Origin of the sequence: Streptomyces sp. SCPE 10, assembly GCF_051980735.1 — a bacterium.
In the GTDB taxonomy this organism is placed as follows: domain Bacteria; phylum Actinomycetota; class Actinomycetes; order Streptomycetales; family Streptomycetaceae; genus Streptomyces; species Streptomyces misionensis.
In genome coordinates this window covers 2,177,727-2,196,303 of the sequence record NZ_CP197069.1, presented here as the reverse complement: position 1 = coordinate 2,196,303, position 18,577 = coordinate 2,177,727, and the positions used below count along the sequence as shown (strand labels likewise).

The 18,577-nt window shown below is 71.6% G+C and carries 15 protein-coding genes; 9 read left to right on the top strand and 6 right to left on the bottom strand.

Translation table 11 applies throughout. From position 1 onward, the window contains the following. The first annotated feature begins 502 nt into the window (after positions 1-502). From ACSP97_RS10340 to ACSP97_RS10315, 6 genes are all read left to right on the top strand, one after another. The gene (locus tag ACSP97_RS10340) at positions 503-1,663 is read left to right on the top strand and encodes a histone H1-like repetitive region-containing protein (protein ID WP_440557229.1); all 1,161 of its coding nucleotides are present in this window, start codon (positions 503-505) and stop codon (positions 1,661-1,663) included. A gap of 67 nt (positions 1,664-1,730) precedes the next feature. Then, positions 1,731-2,300: a signal peptidase II gene (gene lspA / locus ACSP97_RS10335; protein WP_355143828.1), complete on the top strand. Its 570-nt coding sequence runs from the start codon at positions 1,731-1,733 to the stop codon at positions 2,298-2,300. 83 nt (positions 2,301-2,383) lie between these two features. Continuing rightward, positions 2,384-3,328 (top strand): RluA family pseudouridine synthase, encoded by a 945-nt coding sequence (locus ACSP97_RS10330; RefSeq protein WP_180331490.1) that lies wholly within the window; start codon positions 2,384-2,386, stop codon positions 3,326-3,328. Continuing rightward, positions 3,325-3,807: a GNAT family N-acetyltransferase gene (locus tag ACSP97_RS10325; protein WP_358305070.1), complete on the top strand. Its 483-nt coding sequence runs from the start codon at positions 3,325-3,327 to the stop codon at positions 3,805-3,807. The genes ACSP97_RS10330 and ACSP97_RS10325 overlap by 4 nt, the downstream gene beginning before the upstream one ends. A gap of 143 nt (positions 3,808-3,950) precedes the next feature. Next, the gene (locus ACSP97_RS10320) at positions 3,951-5,537 is read left to right on the top strand and encodes a Na+/H+ antiporter (RefSeq protein WP_355143824.1); all 1,587 of its coding nucleotides are present in this window, start codon (positions 3,951-3,953) and stop codon (positions 5,535-5,537) included. Positions 5,538-5,696: 159 nt separating this feature from the next. Next, on the top strand, positions 5,697-6,437 hold the full coding sequence (locus ACSP97_RS10315; protein WP_355143822.1) for an SDR family NAD(P)-dependent oxidoreductase: 741 nt from the start codon (positions 5,697-5,699) through the stop codon (positions 6,435-6,437). A gap of 12 nt (positions 6,438-6,449) precedes the next feature. Here the strand turns inward: ACSP97_RS10315 and ACSP97_RS10310 are convergent, their stop codons facing one another. Further along, positions 6,450-7,556 carry a mechanosensitive ion channel family protein gene (locus ACSP97_RS10310; RefSeq protein ID WP_355323426.1) on the bottom strand — a complete coding sequence of 369 codons (1,107 nt, stop codon included), beginning with the start codon at positions 7,554-7,556 and terminating at the stop codon, positions 6,450-6,452. 144 nt (positions 7,557-7,700) lie between these two features. Here ACSP97_RS10310 and ACSP97_RS10305 point away from each other — a divergent pair, with 144 nt between their 5' ends. Next, positions 7,701-8,279: a dienelactone hydrolase family protein gene (locus ACSP97_RS10305; RefSeq protein ID WP_355143818.1), complete on the top strand. Its 579-nt coding sequence runs from the start codon at positions 7,701-7,703 to the stop codon at positions 8,277-8,279. A gap of 16 nt (positions 8,280-8,295) precedes the next feature. On the opposite strand, the gene ACSP97_RS10300 is transcribed toward ACSP97_RS10305, so the two are convergent. The 4 genes from ACSP97_RS10300 to ACSP97_RS10285 form a co-directional block, all read right to left on the bottom strand. Further along, complete coding sequence (locus ACSP97_RS10300) at positions 8,296-9,966, bottom strand: alkaline phosphatase D family protein (RefSeq protein WP_440557224.1); 1,671 nt, start codon at positions 9,964-9,966, stop codon at positions 8,296-8,298. A gap of 93 nt (positions 9,967-10,059) precedes the next feature. Continuing rightward, a complete protein-coding gene (locus ACSP97_RS10295) occupies positions 10,060-10,869 on the bottom strand; it encodes a thioredoxin domain-containing protein (RefSeq protein ID WP_440557222.1) in 810 nt (269 codons plus the stop codon). Between the two features lie 79 nt (positions 10,870-10,948). Then, a complete protein-coding gene (locus tag ACSP97_RS10290; RefSeq protein ID WP_435643796.1) occupies positions 10,949-11,632 on the bottom strand; it encodes a hypothetical protein in 684 nt (227 codons plus the stop codon). Positions 11,633-11,721: 89 nt separating this feature from the next. Further along, positions 11,722-13,047 carry a DUF2252 domain-containing protein gene (locus tag ACSP97_RS10285; protein ID WP_440557220.1) on the bottom strand — a complete coding sequence of 442 codons (1,326 nt, stop codon included), beginning with the start codon at positions 13,045-13,047 and terminating at the stop codon, positions 11,722-11,724. Positions 13,048-13,270: 223 nt separating this feature from the next. On the opposite strand from ACSP97_RS10285, the gene dnaE reads away from it, so the two are divergent. Next, positions 13,271-16,810, top strand: a complete 3,540-nt coding sequence (gene dnaE / locus ACSP97_RS10280) for a DNA polymerase III subunit alpha (RefSeq protein ID WP_355323418.1) — start codon at positions 13,271-13,273, stop codon at positions 16,808-16,810. 78 nt (positions 16,811-16,888) lie between these two features. Here dnaE and ACSP97_RS10275 read toward each other — a convergent pair whose 3' ends face one another. After that, positions 16,889-17,071: a hypothetical protein gene (locus ACSP97_RS10275; RefSeq protein WP_070028566.1), complete on the bottom strand. Its 183-nt coding sequence runs from the start codon at positions 17,069-17,071 to the stop codon at positions 16,889-16,891. 225 nt (positions 17,072-17,296) lie between these two features. Here ACSP97_RS10275 and ACSP97_RS10270 point away from each other — a divergent pair, with 225 nt between their 5' ends. Beyond that, positions 17,297-18,514, top strand: coding sequence for an NYN domain-containing protein (locus tag ACSP97_RS10270; protein ID WP_355143804.1), 1,218 nt, complete (start codon positions 17,297-17,299; stop codon positions 18,512-18,514). Positions 18,515-18,577: the final 63 nt, after the last annotated feature.

The following is an 18,577-nucleotide window of genomic DNA, read 5'->3' as shown; positions in this document are numbered from 1 at the left end:
GGCCCGCCGCCGCGCCCTGTGCGCCGGTGAGCCCCCTCATTGGGTTCGCGAAACCGGTTCTACTGACCCGGCCCCTCGGGCCGCGGCGTTCTTCCGGTGGCTCCGGGGTGATCTTCACGTCGCGCTCGCCCCCGGGCTTCCACCGTCCCCGGGTCGCTCTGGGCTGCGTACGCCGCTACTCGTCCCCATCCACGCTTCTCGCTCCGCCCAGTGTACGGCGCCGCGCGGACAGCGGCCGACCGCTTTTCGGGGCGGCGGGGGCGGGCGGGCCGGTGAGGGGGCCGGATGCCCCGAATGGCGAGGGTGCGGGCGCGGGCTTGCGGGTACGCCCGGCCCGGCGGATTACCCGGCGGGGAGCTGGGCACAACGGATGCAGGCCCGCGGCGCGGGGGGTGCGGGCGGGCGAATCGGGCGGTGTGCCCCGTTGCCGCGGGACTCAAGTCGATTTATCGTCCCAGCACGATTCGCGCGCAAGATCACCATATGTGAAGGGGCCGCGGCCATGGTGGCGAAGCAGACCGCGAACAAGGCCGTGGCCGGGAAGACGGCGGCGAAGAAGGACACGGCCGAGAAGGCCACGCCGGCGAGGAAGAGCACGGCTGCGAAGACCACGGGGAAGGCCGTCGCGGAGAAGGGAGCCACCGTGAAGCCGTTCCTGGAGCAGTCGGGCGTGGCCGAGGAGGCCGCCGGGCATCCGGTGGCGAAGAAGGCCGCGGCGAAGAAGGCCGCGGCCAAGAAGACGGCAGCCAAGAAGGCCGTGGCGAAGAAGACGGTGGCCAAGAAGGCGGTGGCGAAGAAGACGGCAGCGAAGGAGGCGGTGGCCAAGAAGGCCGTGGCGAAGAAGACGGCAGCCAAGAAGGCGGTGAGTGGGAAAGCGGTGACCAAGAAGGCGGTGGCCGGGAAGGCGACCGCGCAGAAGGGCGCCGAGAGGAGACCGGGGAAGAAGACGGCCGCCGGAAAGAGCGTGGCAAAGGACGTTCCGGCCGAGGACGTCCTCACGAAGGTCTCCCCGGCGAAGGACGACGCCGCGGTCGGCGAGGCCGCCGCGGTGGACAGCATCCCGGTGGACAAGGCCGCCGCCGGGAGAACCGCGAAGGCCGTGGCCCACGAGGCGGCGCCGGACGAGCGGAGCACGGCCGACAAGGCGGGCGCGGCGCGGGCCGCGGAGCAGACGGGAGCCACGACGGTGGTTGCGAAGAAGACCCCTGGCACGGCCACGGCGGAGGACGGCGCCGTACCCAAGGCGCGTGCCGCCGCGGCGGAGCCGGGCGAACTGGCGGTGCGTCCCGGCGAGGACCCCTGGACCGGGGAGGAGGTCGCCGAGGCGCGCGCGGAGCTCCAGTCCGAGATGGAGCGGCTGCGGACGGAGATCAGCTCGTCCGAGGCGTCTCTCGTCGGCCTGATGCGCGACTCCGGGGACGGCGCGGGCGACGACCAGGCCGACACCGGCACCAAGAACATCACCCGCGAGCACGAGCTCGCGCTGGCCGCCAACGCGCGCGAGATGCTGGTGCAGACCGAACGGGCGCTGGAACGGCTGGACGCGGGCACCTACGGACTGTGCGAGAACTGCGGCAAGCCCATCGGCAAGGCCCGGATGCAGGCCTTCCCGCGGGCCACCCTGTGCGTGGAGTGCAAGCAGAAGCAGGAACGCCGCTCCTGAGCGTGTGGCGGCGCAGGGGCGTGCCGTAGTCTCGTCCTCACTCGGGCATCTAGGTTGAGGGACTCACGTGGCAGAGGCGGAGAGCGTCATCGGAACGCCGGACACTTCGGACGACAGCGAGCGGCGGACGCCGGAGCAGACGCGCAGCGGCCGTGGACGACGGATCGCCGTGCTGTTCTCCGTGGCGGCGTTCGCCTACGCGCTCGACCTGATCAGCAAGATGCTGGTGGTGGCCAAGCTGGAGGGCCGGGCGCCGGTCGAGGTCTTCGGGGACCTGCTGGAGCTGCACGCCACCCGCAACCCCGGCGCCGCCTTCGGTTTCGCCCCCGCCTTCACCGTGATCTTCACCGTGATCGCCGCCGCCGTGATCGTGGTGATCATCCGGCTGGCCCGCAAGCTCTACAGCTTCCCCTGGGCGGTCGCGCTCGGCCTGCTGCTCGGCGGTGCGCTCGGCAACCTCACCGACCGGATCTTCCGGGCGCCCGGCCTCTTCAAGGGCGAGGTGGTGGACTTCATCGCGCCCAAGGGCTTCGCGATCTTCAACCTGGCGGACTCGGCGATCGTGTGCGGCGGCATCCTGATCGTGCTGCTGTCCTTCCTCGGCCGGGACCCGGACGGCACCCTCCACACCAACTGACGGCCCGGCCCGGAACGGCGGGCCGGAACCGGTTTTCCACAGGCTCGTGCGGGGGTCGCCCGCCCGTCCGGCATACTCGACGGGTGAGCACGATTCCCGAGATCCGTACCCTGCCCGTGCCCGACGGCCTGGAGGGCGAGCGCGTCGACGCCGCCATCTCCCGCATGTTCGGCTTCTCCCGCACGAAGGCGGCCGAACTGGCCGCGGCCGGCAAGGTGCAGGTCGACGGCGCGGTGGTCGGCAAGTCCGAGCGGGTGCGCGGCGGTGCCTGGCTGGAGGTCGAGATGCCGCAGGCGCCCGCGCCGGTGCAGGTGGTCGCCGAGCCGGTCGAGGGCATGGAGATCGTGCACGACGACGACGACGTGGTGGTGATCGTCAAGCCGGTCGGCGTGGCCGCGCACCCCTCCCCGGGCTGGTCCGGCCCCACCGTCATCGGCGGTCTCGCCGCCGCCGGCTACCGGATCTCCACCTCCGGCGCCGCCGAGCGCCAGGGCATCGTGCACCGCCTCGACGTGGGCACCTCCGGCCTGATGGTGGTCGCCAAGTCGGAGTACGCGTACACCTCGCTCAAGCGCCAGTTCAAGGAGCGCACGGTCGACAAGCGCTACCACACCCTGGTCCAGGGCCACCCGGACCCGACGAGCGGCACCATCGACGCCCCCATCGGCCGCCACCCGAACCACGACTACAAGTGGGCGGTCACCGCCGACGGCAAGCCCTCGGTGACGCACTACGACCTCATCGAGGCGTTCCGTGCCGCCTCCCTGCTCGACGTGAAGCTGGAGACCGGCCGCACCCACCAGATCCGCGTCCACATGGCCGCGCACCGCCACCCGTGCGTCGGCGACCTGACCTACGGCGCCGACCCCACCCTGGCCAAGCGGCTGGGCCTGACCCGCCAGTGGCTGCACGCCGTACGGCTCGGTTTCGAGCACCCGGGGGACGGCCGCTGGGTGGAGTTCGGGTCCGACTACCCCGAGGACCTCCAGCGGGCCCTCGACCAGGTCCGTGAGGAGACGTACGGATGAGCGCGGACCACGGCGCGGAGCAGCACACCCTGCGGATCGCCGAGGACCCCGCCGACCTGGAGGCCTGCTTCGCGGTCCGCAAGGAGGTCTTCGTCCGCGAACAGGGCGTCGACGAAGCCATCGAGTACGACGAGTACGACGCCGTCGCCGTGCATGTGCTGGCCGTCCGCGCGGACGGCGTGCCGCTGGGCACCGGCCGGCTGCTGACCGGTGCGGCGGCCGTCGCCAAGACCGGTGCGGACGCGTCCGTCGGCTCGCTCGGGCGGCTCGCCGTCTCCCGGGAGGCCCGTGGGCTCGGCATCGGCGCCGCCCTGGTGCGGGCCATCGAGGACGCGGCCCGCGCGCGCGGCCTCGCCGCGGTGGACCTGCACGCGCAGACCCAGGCCCTCGGTTTCTACGAGCGGTTGGGCTACGAGGCGTACGGCCCGGAGTTCCCGGACGCGGGCATACCGCACCGCTCGATGCGCCGCGCCCTGTAGCCGTCCCCCGAAGCGGCCGGTGAAAGCGCCGGTGGGCGGGGGTGCGGCGGCCCCCTCGGGGAGAGGTGCCGGGACGGCCGGTGCCCGGGTCGCGTGGCAGGCTTGAAGCCTCTCGTGTGATCGTCGACCCAGGAGCGCCGGCCTTGAATCAGTTGGCTCTGTTGTTTGCCCTGCTGGTCGGGGCCCTGGTGAGCGTTCCGGTGGGGGACCGGCTCAAGCTGCCGGCCCCGGTGCTGATGACGCTGTTCGGCGGGGTCCTGGCGGTCGCCGACTTCGTGCCCAATGTGAACATCCCGCCCGAGCTGATCCTGCCCGGACTGCTGCCGCCGCTGCTGTACGCGGCCGTGCGCCGCACCTCCTGGCGGCAGTTCGCGGCCAACAAGCGCCCGATCCTGACGCTGGCCGTCGCCCTGGTGTTCGTGACCACGGTGTGCGTCGCCTTCGTCGCCAACGCGATCGTGCCCGGCCTGTCGGTCGCCGCCGCCGTGGCGCTCGGCGCGCTGATCGCCCCGCCCGACCCGGTCGCCGCGACCAGCGTCGCCGGGCAACTCGGGCTGCCGCGCCGCCTGGTGTCCATCCTGGAGGGCGAGGGACTGTTCAACGACGTCACGGCGATCGTGCTCTACCACGTGGCGATCGCCGCCGCGGTGAGCGGCACGTTCTCGCCGTGGCACGCCGGACTGGAGCTGGTGCTGTCCGCGGTGGTCGCGGTGGTCGTGGGGCTGCTGCTGGGCTGGGGCGCCAACCGGTTGATGGACCTGCTGGGCGACCCGACCCTGCAGATCGGCATGACCCTGCTGGTGCCGTACGCCTCCTACGTGCTCGCGGAGAAGTTGCAGGGCTCCGGCGTGCTGGCGGTGCTCACCACCGCCCTGTACCTCTCCGAGTACGCCACCGGCGCCGACGACGTGATGACCCGGCTGGCCGGGCACACCTTCTGGGACATCATCGACACCCTCGTCACGGGCGTCGCCTTCGGGCTGATCGGTCTGGAGCTGCACAACGCCATCCGCACGGCCAGCGGCCGCTGGGGCGAGCTGATCGGCTGGGCGGCCGCCGTCGCCGGTGTGGTGATCGTCGTCCGGCTGCTGTGGCTGCTGCCGGCGACCTGGCTGACCAAACGGCTGCACGCCCGCCGCGACCTGGACGAGGAGATCCCGACCAGCTGGCGGGAGACGGTGGTGATGTGGTGGTCCGGGATGCGCGGGGTGGCGTCGGTCGCGCTGGCGCTGGCCATTCCGCTGGAGACCGACGCGGGACGGCCCTTCCCGGACCGGGACGAGATCGTCTTCATCGCCTTCGGGGTGATCGTCGCCACCCTGGTGGTCCAGGGGCTGACCCTGCCGTGGCTGGTCGACCGGCTCGGGGTGCAGGCCGACTCCGAGCGGGAGAAGGAGTACGAGAAGGAGCTGGCGGTGCGCGCGGCGAAGGCGGCCAAGCGCCGGCTGCGGGAGATCGAGCAGGTGGAGGACCTGCCCGAGGAACTGTCCGAGCGGATGCTGCGGCAGGCCTTCGACATCGGCATCCGGATCAGCCCGGACATGGGCGAGGAGGAGCGGCGCGAGGCGCAGCACCAACGGGCCAAGCGGCTGAAGCGGATCCGGCGCATCCAGGGCGAGATGCTCAGCGCGGCCCGGCACGAGGTGCTGGCGGCGCGCAGCGAACCGGGCATGGACCCGGAGATCGTGGACCGCGTCCTGCGCCACCTCGATGTGCGCAGCCTGCGGTAGGGCCGGCTTCCGGGCCCGCGCCCGGGGCCGCTGCCGGGGACGGCGCACCGCGGATCCAGGGCGTCTGTCCACAGCCGGAGCCGCCAGGCGGTCATACGAACATACCGTGATTGTGGATAAACGGAAGCGCGGGCGGCGGCACGCTCCTACGCTCGGATCATGACTCGCAACATCGTGATCAGCGGAGGCGGTACGGGCATCGGGCTGGCGACGGCCCGGGCCTTCGCCGAGGACGGGGACCGGGTGCTGCTCCTCGGGCGGCGCGCCGAGGTACTGGAGAAGGCCGGGGTGCCGGGGGCGCTCACCCACGCGGCGGACCTCACCGAGCCGGCCGACGTGCGGGGCGTCGCCCGCCTCGTCGCCAAGGAGTTCGGCACCGTCGACGTGCTCGTGCACAGCGCGGGCGGCTCCGGGCAGCTGGAGCCCCCGGCCGCCGGCGACGACCCCCTCGACCGGGTGGCCCACGCCTGGACGGTCGCCTTCCAGCTCAACACCCTCACCGCGGCCCTCCTGACCGAGGCCCTGGAGGAGCGGCTGGCCGAACCCGGCGGGCGGGTGCTCTTCCTCAGCTCCATCGCCGCCTACCGGGGCTCGGGCAGTGGCGCCTACGGGGCGTCCAAGGCCGCGCTGCACCCCTACGCCCACGACCTGGCCCGCCGGCTGGGCCACCGGGGCATCACCGTGAACGTGGTGGCGCCCGGCTACATCGAGGACACCGACTTCTTCGGCGACGCCATGGCCGAGGAGCGGCGGGCGCAGCTCATCGCCGAGACCTCCAACGGCCGGGCGGGCCGGCCCGGCGATGTGGCGGCCACCCTGCACTGGCTGGCCTCGCCCGCCGCGGCGCACATCACCTCACAGGTGATCCAGGTGAACGGAGGTGCCGAGCGCGGACACTGAACCGGCCCCGGCTCAGCCCCGGCCGGTGCGCGGGTACTCGTAGGCCTTGCGCAGGGTGCCGCGGTCCGGGGAGGGGACGCGGTAGGGCGGGAGCACCGCGTCCGAGGTGTTGACCCGGGGCAGCGCGTAGGGGTGCTCGGCGGACAGCCAGCTGATCATCTGCTCGCGGACCGCGACCCGCACCGTCCATATGTCGTCGGCGTCCTTCGCGGTCACCAGCGCGCGCACCTGGATGGTGTTCGGCGTCGAGTCGGTCACCACCAGGCCGTAGGCGCGGCCGTCCCAGGCCGGGCACTCGCGCAGGATGTCGCGCAGCTTCTCGCGCATCGCGTCCATCGGGGCGCTGTGGTCGAGGTGCCAGTAGACGATCCCGGTCATCTGCGGGGTGCCCCGCGACCAGTTCTCGAAGGGTTTGGAGGTGAAGTACGACACCGGCATGGTGATCCGGCGCTCGTCCCAGGTCCGTACCGTCAGAAAGGTCAGGGTGATCTCCTCGACCGTGCCCCACTCGCCGTCCACGACGACGGTGTCGCCGAGCCGGACCATGTCGCCGAAGGCGATCTGCAGCCCGGCGAACATGTTCGCCAGCGTCGACTGGGCGGCGACCCCGGCCACGATGCCGAGGACACCGGCCGAGGCCAGCAGGGAGGCACCCGCCGCGCGCATCGCCGGGAAGGTCAGCAGCATCGCGGCCACCGCGACCACCCCGACGATCGCCGAGACCACCCGCATGATCAGCGTCACCTGGGTGCGCACCCGGCGGACCCGCGCGGCGTCGTGGTGGGCGCGCGCGTAGCGGCTGTACGTCGTCTCGACCACGGCCGCCGCGATCCGGATCACCAGCCAGGCCGCCGCCCCGATCAGCACCAGGGTCAGCGTCCGCCCCACGCCGACCTGGTGCTCCTGGAACAGCTTCGCCTGGTCGTAGGAGCCTCTGAGCAGGGCGGCGCAGAGCACCAGCTGGTAGGGCACGCGGGCGCGCCGCAGCCGCCCCCACAGCGGGGTCTCGGGGTGGCCTTCGTCGGCCTTGCGCAGCAGGACGTCCGTGGACCAGCCGATCAGTACGGTCAGGAACACGGACGCGCCGACCACGATCACCGGTCGCAGTACGGTCTCCATGCATTCGAACGTAACCGGCTGCGCGGATCGTGAACCTGTGACTTGAACCGCTGCCGGACCGGGGCGCCCGGCGGCCGGGGCCGCCTCGGGGCCGGGGCGGGCGCTGCCGGCACCCTGGCCGGACGCTGCTGGCACCATGGCCTCATGAACATCATGCTCTTTCACTCGACCTACGGGCTGCGGCCCGCGGTGCGCGACGCCGCGGACCGGCTGCGCACGGCCGGCCACCAGGTGTGGACGCCGGACCTCTTCGCGGGCCGGACGTTCGACACCGTCGAGGAGGGCATGGAGTACAGCGACGGGATCGGCAAGGAGGAGCTGCTGAAGCGGGCCGTGCTGGCGGCGGCGCCGTACTCGGAGCGGGGACTGGTGTACGCCGGGTTCTCGCTGGGCGCCTCGATCGCGCAGACCCTGGCCCTCGGCGACGCCAAGGCGCGCGGGCTGCTGCTTCTGCACGGCACGTCGGACATAGCGGCGAACGCGTACGTGGACGAGCTGCCGGTGCAGCTGCACGTCGCCGAGCCGGACCCGTTCGAGACGGACGACTGGCTCAGCGCCTGGTACCTCCAGATGGGCCGGGCGGGCGCCGACGTGGAGGTCTACCGGTACGCGGGGGCCGGGCACCTGTACACCGACCCCGGGCTGCCGGATTACGACGCGGAGGCCGCCGAGGCCACCTGGCGCGTGGCGCTCGGCTTCCTCGACGGCCTGACGTCCGCGTAGCGGCCCGCGCGGCGCGCTACACCGGGTCGTAGGTCCGCTCGACCCTCTGGGTGCCGCTGCGGGTGCGGTACGAGCGCTGCCAGCCGGCGGTGGCGTTCCGGTCGGTGCGGTCGGACAGGACGTAGTAGTCCATCTGGGCGCGGTCGGCGGTGATGTCGAGCACGCTGAAGCCGTGGCGGTCGGTGTCCACCCAGTGGACGTGCCGGTTGGCGGCCTCGATGAGCGGCGCGGCGACCGCGGTGACCGTGCCCTCGGGCACCTTGACGATGTCGTCGAGGTTGTCGGAGGTCATCGAGGTGATGACGAACTCGGTGGCGGCCGACCTCGACAGCGGGTAGGTGCCCGCGTCCACCGGCACGTCGTTGGCCCAGGACATGTGGATGTCGCCGGTCAGGAAGACGGTGTTGCCGATGTTGTTCGAGGTCAGGTGGTCGAGCAGCTCGCGGCGGTCGTGGGTGTAGCCGTCCCACTGGTCGGTGTTGACGCCGATGCCGCCCTGCGGCAGGTCGAGCAGCTGGGCGAGCGGCCCCAGCAGGTCGGCGGTGAGCGAGCCGACGACGAACGGAGCGATCATCACCGAGTTGCCGACCAGCCGCCATGTGGTGTCGGAGGACTTCAGGCCCGCCTTCAGCCAGTCCAGCTGGGCCCGGCCGGTGATGGTGCGGCCGGCGTCGTCGACCGAACCGCTGGTGCCGGACACCTGCTGGGAGCGGAACGAGCGCAGGTCCAGCAGGGACAGGTCGGCGAGCTTGCCGAAGCGGAGCCGCCGGTAGGTGGTGCCCTCGATCGCCGGGCGCACCGGCATCCACTCGAAGTACGCCTGCTTGGCGGCCGCCTTACGGGCGGTCCAGGTGCCCTCGGCGCCCTCGGTGTGGTTGACCGCGCCGCCCGACCAGGCGTTGTCGGCGAACTCGTGGTCGTCCCAGATGGCGATGACCGGTGCCGTCAGGTGCAGGGTCTGGAGGTCGGGGTCGGTCTTGTACCTGCCGTGCCGGGTGCGGTAGTCGGCGAGCGTGATGATCTCGTTGGCGGGGGCGTGCGGGCGTACGACCTTGCCGCGGGCCGCGTACTCGCCGGACTGGTACTCGTAGATGTAGTCGCCGAGGTGCAGCCAGGCGTCCAGGTCGCCACGGGCGGCGAGGTGGCGGTAGGCGGAGAAGTAGCCGGCCTCCCAGTTGGCGCAGGTGACCACGCCGAAGCGGAGCCCCGAGACGTCTGCGGTCGGGGCCGGGGCGGTGCGGGTGCGGGCCACCGGGGAGGCGGTGCCGCCGCTGGAGAAGCGGAACCAGTAGTCGGTGGCCGGCTCCAGGCCGCGGATGTCGGCCTTCACGGTGTGGTCCGAGGCGGCCGTCGCGGTGGTGGATCCCCTGGCGACGACCTGGGTGAGGGCCCTGTCCCTGGCGACGACCCAGCCGACTTCGGTGTCCGGGCCGACGCCCGAGCCGGGGGTCGCCTCCGGCACGGGGGTCACCCGGGTCCACAGCAGGACGCCGTCGGGCAGCGGGTCGCCGGAGGCGACGCCGTGCAGGAAGGCCGGGGCCTGGTCGGCGGCGCGGGCCGGCAGTGCGGCGGTGAGCGGCCCGGCCAGCACAGCGGTCGCCGCCGCGGCCTTGACGACCGTACGGCGGCTGGGGGAAAGGGTGTTGGGGCCCTGGGAGGCCGGCAGCGATCTGTTTCGACTGGTCACGGCCGAACAGGTTACTGGGCAGTAGAACAAGGGAGCGGGCGAACGTGGAAAGTTCGCCCGCTCTTCACCGCGCGGTCGGTCCCGGTCCGGCCGTCAGCCCTTCATGGCCGCGTCCACCGCCTTGTTGAAGTCGGCCACGGTGGAGATCATGTTGCCGCCGTTGAGCTGCTTGCCGTCCATGACGAAGCCCGGAGTGCCGGTCACCCCGTCCTTGTTGTCGTCGAAGGTCTTCGACATGGCCATCGCCCAGGCGTCGTAGGTGCCCTTCTTGACCGCGTCCTGGAACTTGGCGTTGTTCTTCAGCGCCGGGACGGTGTCGGCGACCTTGATCAGGTAGCTGTCGTCCTTGAACTTGTCGTCGTTCTCGTCCGGGTGCCACTTCGTGGAGTACAGCGCGGTCTTGTAGTCCAGGAACGCCTCGGGGCTGACGTTCAGCGCGGCACCGAGCGCGCTCAGCGCGTTCTTGGAGCCCACGCCGTTGTCGTGCGCGTCGAGGAACGTGGCGCCCACGTACTGGTACTTGAACTTGCCGTCGTCGATGTCCTTGCGCAGGGTCGAGCCGACGGTCTGCTCGAACTGGGCGCACACCGGGCAGCGCGGGTCCTCGTACATCTTGAGCGTCTTCTTGGCGCTCGCCTTGCCGATGACGACCGTCGTGCCCTTCGGGCCCGTGGTGTTGGCGGGCGCGACGACCTTCGCGCTCTTCATCTGCTCCCAGTAGCCGGGCTTGTTGGCCTGGACCACGGCGTAGCCGATGCCGCCGGCCGCGGCCAGCACGACCACGACCGCACCGGCCACGATCGCCTGCCGCCTGGCCTTGTCCCGCTTGGCCTGGCGCTCGCGTTCCTGGCGCAGCCGCTCCCGGGCCGCCGTCTTCGCCGCCTGGCTGTTCCGCTTGCTCATCTCGGTGATCTCCCTGAGGGGACGCGCGCAGCCGTCGTGCGCGCGGGTACGGGTGGAGGGTGCTCGGGGCCGCCGCCGCTCAGTGAGCGGCGAGCGGGGCGGAGCACGGTGGTCCACGCCGTCCCAGGGAGTGCGCGAGGAGCCGGTCGCGGGCGGCCGAGGGGCGCGGGGCCGGGCGCGGCAGCCGGCGGACCGGGGCCGGCCGGACGGCGACCGCGGCCACCGCCAGCAGCAGCGGCCGGAAGGAGACGGCGGCCACCGCGCGCAGCAGCTGCACCAGCGCCCGCTCGCCCCGGCGCAGCCAGGCGGCGGCCAGCAGGCCCACGCTAAGGTGCGCGGCCAGCAGCAGCCAGGCGGTGGCCGGACCGGCGTCGGCGAACAGGGTGCCCGCGTGGCCGCGGCCGACCTGGGCGAGCGGGGTGCCCACGGCGCCGCCCCGGCACAGCAGGTCGAAGCCGAAGGCGTGCAGCGGACCGGCGACCGGGCCGCCCGCCCGGCCGTAACAGGTCTGCTGGCCGGTGGTGAAGACGGTGTCGGCGGCCAGCTCCAGCGGGACCAGCAGGGCCGCGATCCGGCCGAAGCCGCGCTCGCGGCCCGCCAGCGCGTACGCGCCCGCGAAGATCCCGGCGGCGACCGCGGCCACGGTCGCCGCCGGCAGCGGGGCCCGGGACAGCAGCACGTGCGACGCGGTGCCGAGGGTCACGACGAACGCCGTGAACAGCGCCGCGCGCACGGCTCTGAGGTGGGTCCCGGATATGTCCATAGCGAGAGAAGAGTCTGTCACGAAGCGGAGTAAGAGACCCCTAAAGGGGGCCTGTGAGTGCCCGCAGGCTACCGCCTGTGCCCCCGGCCCTACAGCCCCGGGATCCGGCCGTCGCGCAGCAGCTCCACGAAGAGGTGGTGATCCGCGCGGACCCGGGCGCCGTAGGCGAGCGCGAAGTCCGCCAGGAGGGGCGCGAAGCCCTCCTCGTCGGCGGCGATCGCCGCGTCGACGGCCCGCTCGGTGGAGAACGGCACCAGGGACTCGCCCGAGGTGTCGTGCGCCGCCGCGTGCATCGCCGCGGTGGCCCGGCCCAGGTCGGCCACGACCGGTTCGAGCTCCTCCGGGTCGTCCAGGCCGGTCCAGTCCAGGGCGACCGTGTACGGCGAGACCTCGGTGACCAGCCGGCCCGTGCCGTCCAGCTCGGTCCAGCCCAGCCAGGGGTCGGGGTGCGGCTGCAGGGCGCACCGGGAGACCACCGTGCGGTGGCCCTCGTGCTGGAAGTACCCGGCGATGGCCGGATCCGTGACGTGCCGGGCGACGGCCGGGGTGCGGGCCGGTGCGATGCGGATCACGACGTCGTTCTCCAGGGCGTCGCTGTGGCCCTCCAGGAGGATGTCGTAGGACGGCAGCGCCGCGGGGCCGACACCGGTGCCGCGGCGGCCCATGACGTCCTTGACCCGGTAGGACTCCGGGCGGGCCAGGGAGGAGTCCGGCAGGCTCTCCAGATAGCCGTCGAAGGCCGCCAGCACCTTGTAGCGGTCGGCCGCGTCCAGCTCCACCGAGCCGGCGCCCGCCGTGAACCGGCGCTCGAAGTCGCGGACCTCGGTCATCGGCTCCAGCAGCCCGGAGCGGGTGCGCGCGCGGGCCGCCCGCAGCGTGTCGAGCAGCGGACCCCGCGCGGTGTCCAGGGTGAACGGCGGCACCTCGTCGCTCTTGGCGCCCGTGGCCAGCGCGTGGATCCGCTCGCGGTAGGCGCTCGCGTAGGCGGTCACCAGAGCGGCGATCTGCGCGTCGCCGAGCGCCTTGGCGTGGCCGAGGAGCGCGAGCGAGACCGTGAAGCGCTTCAGGTCCCACAGGAACGGGCCGACGTAGGCCTCCTCGAAGCCGTCCGCGCCGAAGACCAGGCGGCCCTCGGCGTCCAGGTGGGCGCCGAAGCGGTCCGTGTGCAGGTCGCCGTGGATCCACACCCGCGAGGTGCGGTCGTCCAGGTACGGGCCGCCCCGCTTCCCGGCGGCCAGGTCGTGGTAGAAGAGGCACGCCGCGCCCCGGTGGAACGCCAGGGCCGAGGCCGCCATCCGCCGGAACGCCGTCCGGGCCGCGGCCGGGTCGGCGGCCAGGAACCTGCCGAAGGCGGTGTCGAGAACGGCGAGGATCTCCTCGCCGCGCTGCTCGGCGCTGAGCTGGGGGACCGACATCGCGGGATGCCTCCTGGTGCGGGAGTGGTGCGTCACTGTGCGCTCGTCGTCACGACGGCGCCTCCGCCGTGTCCAACGGCCGACGCCACGCGGGAGTGCCCGGTTCCCGCACGGGGTCCGCCGGGACGGCCCACGGCGCCCGGCGGCGGGGCATAGACTTCGACGCTGTCCCCCCAGAACCGTCCGTCACTCGTCACCCAGCGTTCCCCGTGGAGGCCATACCGTGTCAAAGCCGCCGTTCACGCACCTGCACGTCCACACCCAGTACTCGCTGCTGGACGGTGCCGCGCGGCTGAAGGACATGTTCAACGCCTGCAACGAGATGGGCATGACGCACATCGCCATGTCCGACCACGGCAACCTGCACGGCGCGTACGACTTCTTCCATTCCGCGAAGAAGGCCGGGATCACCCCGATCATCGGGATCGAGGCGTATGTCGCCCCCGAGTCCCGGCGCAACAAGCGCAAGATCCAGTGGGGCCAGCCGCACCAGAAGCGCGACGACGTCTCCGGTTCCGGCGGTTACACCCACAAGACGATGTGGGCGGTGAACAAGACCGGTCTGCACAACCTCTTCCGGCTCTCCTCCGACGCCTACGCCGAGGGCTGGCTCCAGAAGTGGCCGCGGATGGACAAGGAGACCATCGCGCAGTGGTCCGAGGGGATCGTCGCCTCCACCGGCTGCCCCTCCGGCGAGGTGCAGACCCGGCTGCGTCTCGGCCAGTTCGACGAGGCCCTCAAGGCGGCCAGCGAGTACCAGGACATCTTCGGCAAGGACAAGTACTTCCTGGAGCTGATGGACCACGGCATCGACATCGAGCACCGGGTCCGCGACGGGCTGCTGGAGATCGGCCGGAAGCTCGGCATCCCCCCGCTGGTCACCAACGACTCGCACTACACCTACGCCCACGAGGCGGGCGCCCACGACGCGCTGCTGTGCATCCAGACCGGCAAGAACCTCTCCGACCCCGACCGCTTCAAGTTCGACGGCACCGGCTACTACCTGAAGTCCACGGACGAGATGTACGCCATCGACTCCTCGGACGCCTGGCAGCAGGGCTGCGCCAACACGCTCCTCGTGGCCGAGATGGTGGACACCACCGGCATGTTCGAGAAGCGCGACCTCATGCCCAAGTTCGACATCCCCGAGGGCTACACCGAGGTCACCTGGTTCAAGGAGGAGGTCCGCCGCGGCATGGAGCGCCGCTTCCCGGGCGGCATCCCCGAGGACCGCCAGAAGCAGGCGGACTACGAGATGGACGTCATCATCTCGATGGGCTTCCCCGGCTACTTCCTCGTGGTCGCCGACTTCATCATGTGGGCCAAGAACAACGGCATCGCGGTCGGCCCCGGCCGAGGCTCCGCGGCCGGTTCGATCGTCGCCTACGCCATGGGCATCACCGACCTCGACCCGATCCCGCACGGCCTGATCTTCGAGCGGTTCCTCAACCCCGAGCGCATCTCGATGCCCGACGTCGACATCGACTTCGACGAGCGCAGGCGCGCCGAGGTGATCCGGTACGTCACCGAGAAGTACGGCGCCGACAAGGTCGCGCAGATCGGCACCTACGGCACCATCAAGGCCAAGAACGCGATCAAGGACTCGGCGCGCGTGCTGGGCTACCCGTACGCGATGGGCGACCGCATCACCAAGGCCATGCCCGCCGACGTCCTCGGCAAGGGCATCCCGCTGTCCGGCATCACCGACCCGAGCCACCCCCGCTACTCGGAGGCGGGCGAGGTCCGGGCGATGTACGAGAACGAGCCGGACGTGAAGAAGGTCATCGACACCGCGCGCGGCGTGGAGGGCCTGGTCCGGCAGATGGGTGTGCACGCGGCCGGCGTGATCATGTCCAGCGAGACCATCACCGACCACGTCCCGGTCTGGGTCCGGCACACCGACGGTGTGACCATCACACAGTGGGACTACCCGAGCTGTGAGTCGCTCGGCCTGCTGAAGATGGACTTCCTGGGCCTGCGCAACCTCACGATCATGGACGACGCGGTCAAGATGGTGAAGGCCAACAAGGGCCTCGACATCGACCTGCTGTCGCTGCCGCTGGACGATCCCACGACCTTCGACCTGCTCCAGCGCGGCGACACCCTCGGCGTCTTCCAGTTCGACGGCGGTCCCATGCGCTCGCTGCTGCGGCTGATGAAGCCCGACAACTTCGAGGACATCTCCGCCGTGTCGGCCCTGTACCGGCCGGGCCCGATGGGCATGAACTCCCACACGAACTACGCCCTGCGCAAGAACGGGCAGCAGGAGATCACGCCGATCCACCCCGAGCTGGAGGAGCCGCTCAAGGAGGTCCTGGACGTCACCTACGGCCTGATCGTCTACCAGGAGCAGGTGCAGAAGGCCGCCCAGATCATCGCCGGCTACTCGCTCGGCGAGGCCGACATCCTCCGCCGTGTGATGGGCAAGAAGAAGCCCGAGGAACTGGCGAAGAACTTCACCATCTTCCAGTCCGGCGCCCGCAAGAACGGCTACAGCGACGAGGCCATCCAGGCGCTGTGGGATGTGCTGGTCCCGTTCGCCGGCTACGCGTTCAACAAGGCGCACTCGGCCGCGTACGGCCTGGTGTCGTACTGGACCGCCTACCTCAAGGCCAACCACCCGGCCGAGTACATGGCGGCGCTGCTGACCTCCGTCAAGGACGACAAGGACAAGTCGGCGGTCTACCTCAACGAGTGCCGCCGCATGGGCATCCGGGTGCTCCCGCCGAACGTCAACGAGTCCGAGGCCAACTTCGCCGCCCAGGGCGACGACGTGATCCTCTTCGGCCTCTCCGCGGTGCGCAACGTCGGCACCAACGTGGTCGAGTCGATCATCAAGTGCCGCAAGTCCAAGGGGAAGTACTCCTCCTTCCCCGACTACCTCGACAAGGTCGAGGCGGTGGTCTGCAACAAGCGCACCACCGAATCGCTGATCAAGGCCGGCGCCTTCGACACCATGGGCCACACCCGCAAGGGCCTCATGGCGCAGTACGAGCCGATGATCGACAACGTGGTCGCGGTCAAGCGCAAGGAGGCCGAGGGCCAGTTCGACCTCTTCGGCGGCATGGGCGACGACGCGGGCGACGAACCCGGCTTCGGGCTCGACGTGCAGTTCAGCGACGAGGAGTGGGACAAGACCTACCTCCTCGCCCAGGAGCGGGAGATGCTCGGTCTCTACGTCTCCGACCACCCGCTGTTCGGCCTCGAACACGTGCTGTCCGACAAGGCCGACGCGGGCATCTCCCAGCTCACCGGCGGCGAGCACGCCGACGGCGCGGTGGTCACCATCGGCGGCATCATCTCGGGCCTGCAACGGAAGATGACCAAGCAGGGCAACGCCTGGGCGATCGCCACCGTCGAGGACCTGGCGGGCTCCATCGAGTGCATGTTCTTCCCCGCCACCTACCAGCTGGTCTCGACCCAACTGGTCGAGGACGCCGTGGTGTTCGTCAAGGGCCGCCTCGACAAGCGCGAGGACGTGCCCCGGCTCGTCGCCATGGAGCTGATGGTCCCGGACCTGTCCAACGCGGGCGCCAACGCGCCGGTGGTCCTCACCATCCCGGCCACCCGGGTCACCCCGCCGATGGTCAGCCGGCTCGGCGAGATCCTCAGCCACCACAAGGGCGACAGCGAGGTCCGCATCAAGCTCCAGGGCCCGCGCAAGACCACCGTGCTGCGCCTGGACCGGCACCGGGTCAAGCCCGACCCGGCGCTCTTCGGCGACTTGAAGGTGCTGCTCGGCCCGTCCTGCCTGGCGGGCTGAGCGGACCCCCGTCCGCGCGAGAGGGGCGCACCCGCGGCGGGTGCGCCCCTCTTTCACACAACGGGCGTCAACAGCCCTTTAGTTGTGGCCGAAGCTCTTCTGCTTCCGGCCGCGCCCGGTATCACCGGAGCTGCCCTGGATGTGCGACACCGGGGACTCGTGGGACTCCGCGGTGTGCTGCGTCTGCTCCTGGGCGTGACCGGCCTGCTGCGCCGCGCGGTTCTGCGAGCCACCCTGCTTGCGGTTCTTGTTCTTGGCCATGGTGATCTGCCTCCTGTGGGGGATCTGGGGGCCAGGACCGCGTTCAGATTCACATACGCTGACATCAATCGCATGTCGGACAATTACCCTGTGTGACAAGGTAGGTTGGCGGGGGACAGCCGCAAACGCCACGCCGAAGATCGAGTTCGGGCCGTTAACCCCCGCGTGGTCGGGCAGACTCGAAGGAAGTCCGAAGCAAAACCTCCCGGGAAGAGGGTGAGTCGCGTGGACCGCTGCATCGTCCTGGTGGACGCCGGGTATCTGTTGGGCGCAGCCGCCAGCCTCCTCGCGGGCGAGCCCTCGCGGTCCCGGATCACCGTCGATCACACCGCACTGATCCAGGCGCTGCGCGAACGCGCGGAGTCCGACACCGAACGGCCCCTGCTGCGCATCTACTGGTTCGACGGCGCCCCCGACCGGGTCCCCCAGCCGGAGCACCGCCGGTTGCGCGTGATGCCCCGCGTCACCGTCCGGCTCGGCGCCCTCACCCGCAGCGACGGGCGCTGGGCGCAGAAGGGCGTGGACGCCGCCATGCACGCCGAGCTGACCGAGCTGGCCCGCAACCGGGCCTGCTCCGACGTCGTCCTCGTCACCGGCGACGGCGATCTGCTGCCCGGCATGATGGCCGCCAAGGAACACGGCGTCGCCGTCCACCTGTGGGCCGTCCAGGCCGCGGACGGCGACTACAACCAGTCCGAGGACCTGGTCGCCGAGGCCGACGAGCGCCGCGTCCTGGACCGGGCCTGGATCACCCAGGCCGTCCGGGCCAAGGAACTGACCGGCGTGTGCGCCCCGCCGCCCGTGCCGCGCCCCGAGATCGCCGCGATCCTCTCCGCCCCGCTGCCCGAGTCCGCGCTCGCCACGGCCGGCGAGCGCACCACCGCCCGGGAGCCGCAACAGCCCGCCGCGGCCACCGCGAACGGCACCCAGGAGCGGGTGCCCGCGCCCAAGGGCGTCCCCACCCCCAAGGACCTCGCCGCGCTGCGCGCCCCCGGCACCCCGCCCGCGGCCCAGCCCGCCACCGCGACCCTGCGCTGGTCCTCCGACAAGGGCTGGGTGGACCGGCCCGGCACCGTCTCCGAGCCCGCCGAGGCCGCCGCCATGCCCACCCTGGCCCAGCTCACCACCGCCGAACAGCGGTGGGCCGACCGCGAGGAGGACATCACCACCGTCGGGGGCGACCCCTACGAGGTCGGGCAGGTCTTCGCGCGCCGCTGGATGTCCCGGCTCGGCGACCAGAGCCACCTCCAGCGGCTGTCCCAGATGTACCCGCGCATCCCGCACCGCATCGACGGCGAGCTGCTGCGCTACGCCGCCCGCTTCGGCCTGCTCGCGCACAAGGACGACCAGATCGACGAGCACGACCGTTACGCCATCCGGGCGGGCTTCTGGCGCGAGTTCGACATCCCGGCCGCCGCGGAGCAGGCGGCCACCGGGGAGTGAGCCCGGCGCCCGGCACCGGTTCGCACGGCCCCAAAGACGAGTAAAGGGCCCCGACCCCGTACC

Coding starts and splice junctions, on each gene's coding strand:
- ACSP97_RS10340 (WP_440557229.1), top strand. CDS start 503: ATGGTGGCGAAGCAGACCGCGAACAAGGCCGTGGCCGGGAAGACGGCG.
- ACSP97_RS10325 (WP_358305070.1), top strand. CDS start 3,325: ATGAGCGCGGACCACGGCGCGGAGCAGCACACCCTGCGGATCGCCGAG.
- ACSP97_RS10315 (WP_355143822.1), top strand. CDS start 5,697: ATGACTCGCAACATCGTGATCAGCGGAGGCGGTACGGGCATCGGGCTG.
- ACSP97_RS10310 (WP_355323426.1), bottom strand. CDS start 7,556: ATGGAGACCGTACTGCGACCGGTGATCGTGGTCGGCGCGTCCGTGTTC.
- ACSP97_RS10305 (WP_355143818.1), top strand. CDS start 7,701: ATGAACATCATGCTCTTTCACTCGACCTACGGGCTGCGGCCCGCGGTG.
- ACSP97_RS10295 (WP_440557222.1), bottom strand. CDS start 10,869: ATGAGCAAGCGGAACAGCCAGGCGGCGAAGACGGCGGCCCGGGAGCGG.
- ACSP97_RS10290 (WP_435643796.1), bottom strand. CDS start 11,632: ATGGACATATCCGGGACCCACCTCAGAGCCGTGCGCGCGGCGCTGTTC.
- ACSP97_RS10285 (WP_440557220.1), bottom strand. CDS start 13,047: ATGTCGGTCCCCCAGCTCAGCGCCGAGCAGCGCGGCGAGGAGATCCTC.
- ACSP97_RS10275 (WP_070028566.1), bottom strand. CDS start 17,071: ATGGCCAAGAACAAGAACCGCAAGCAGGGTGGCTCGCAGAACCGCGCG.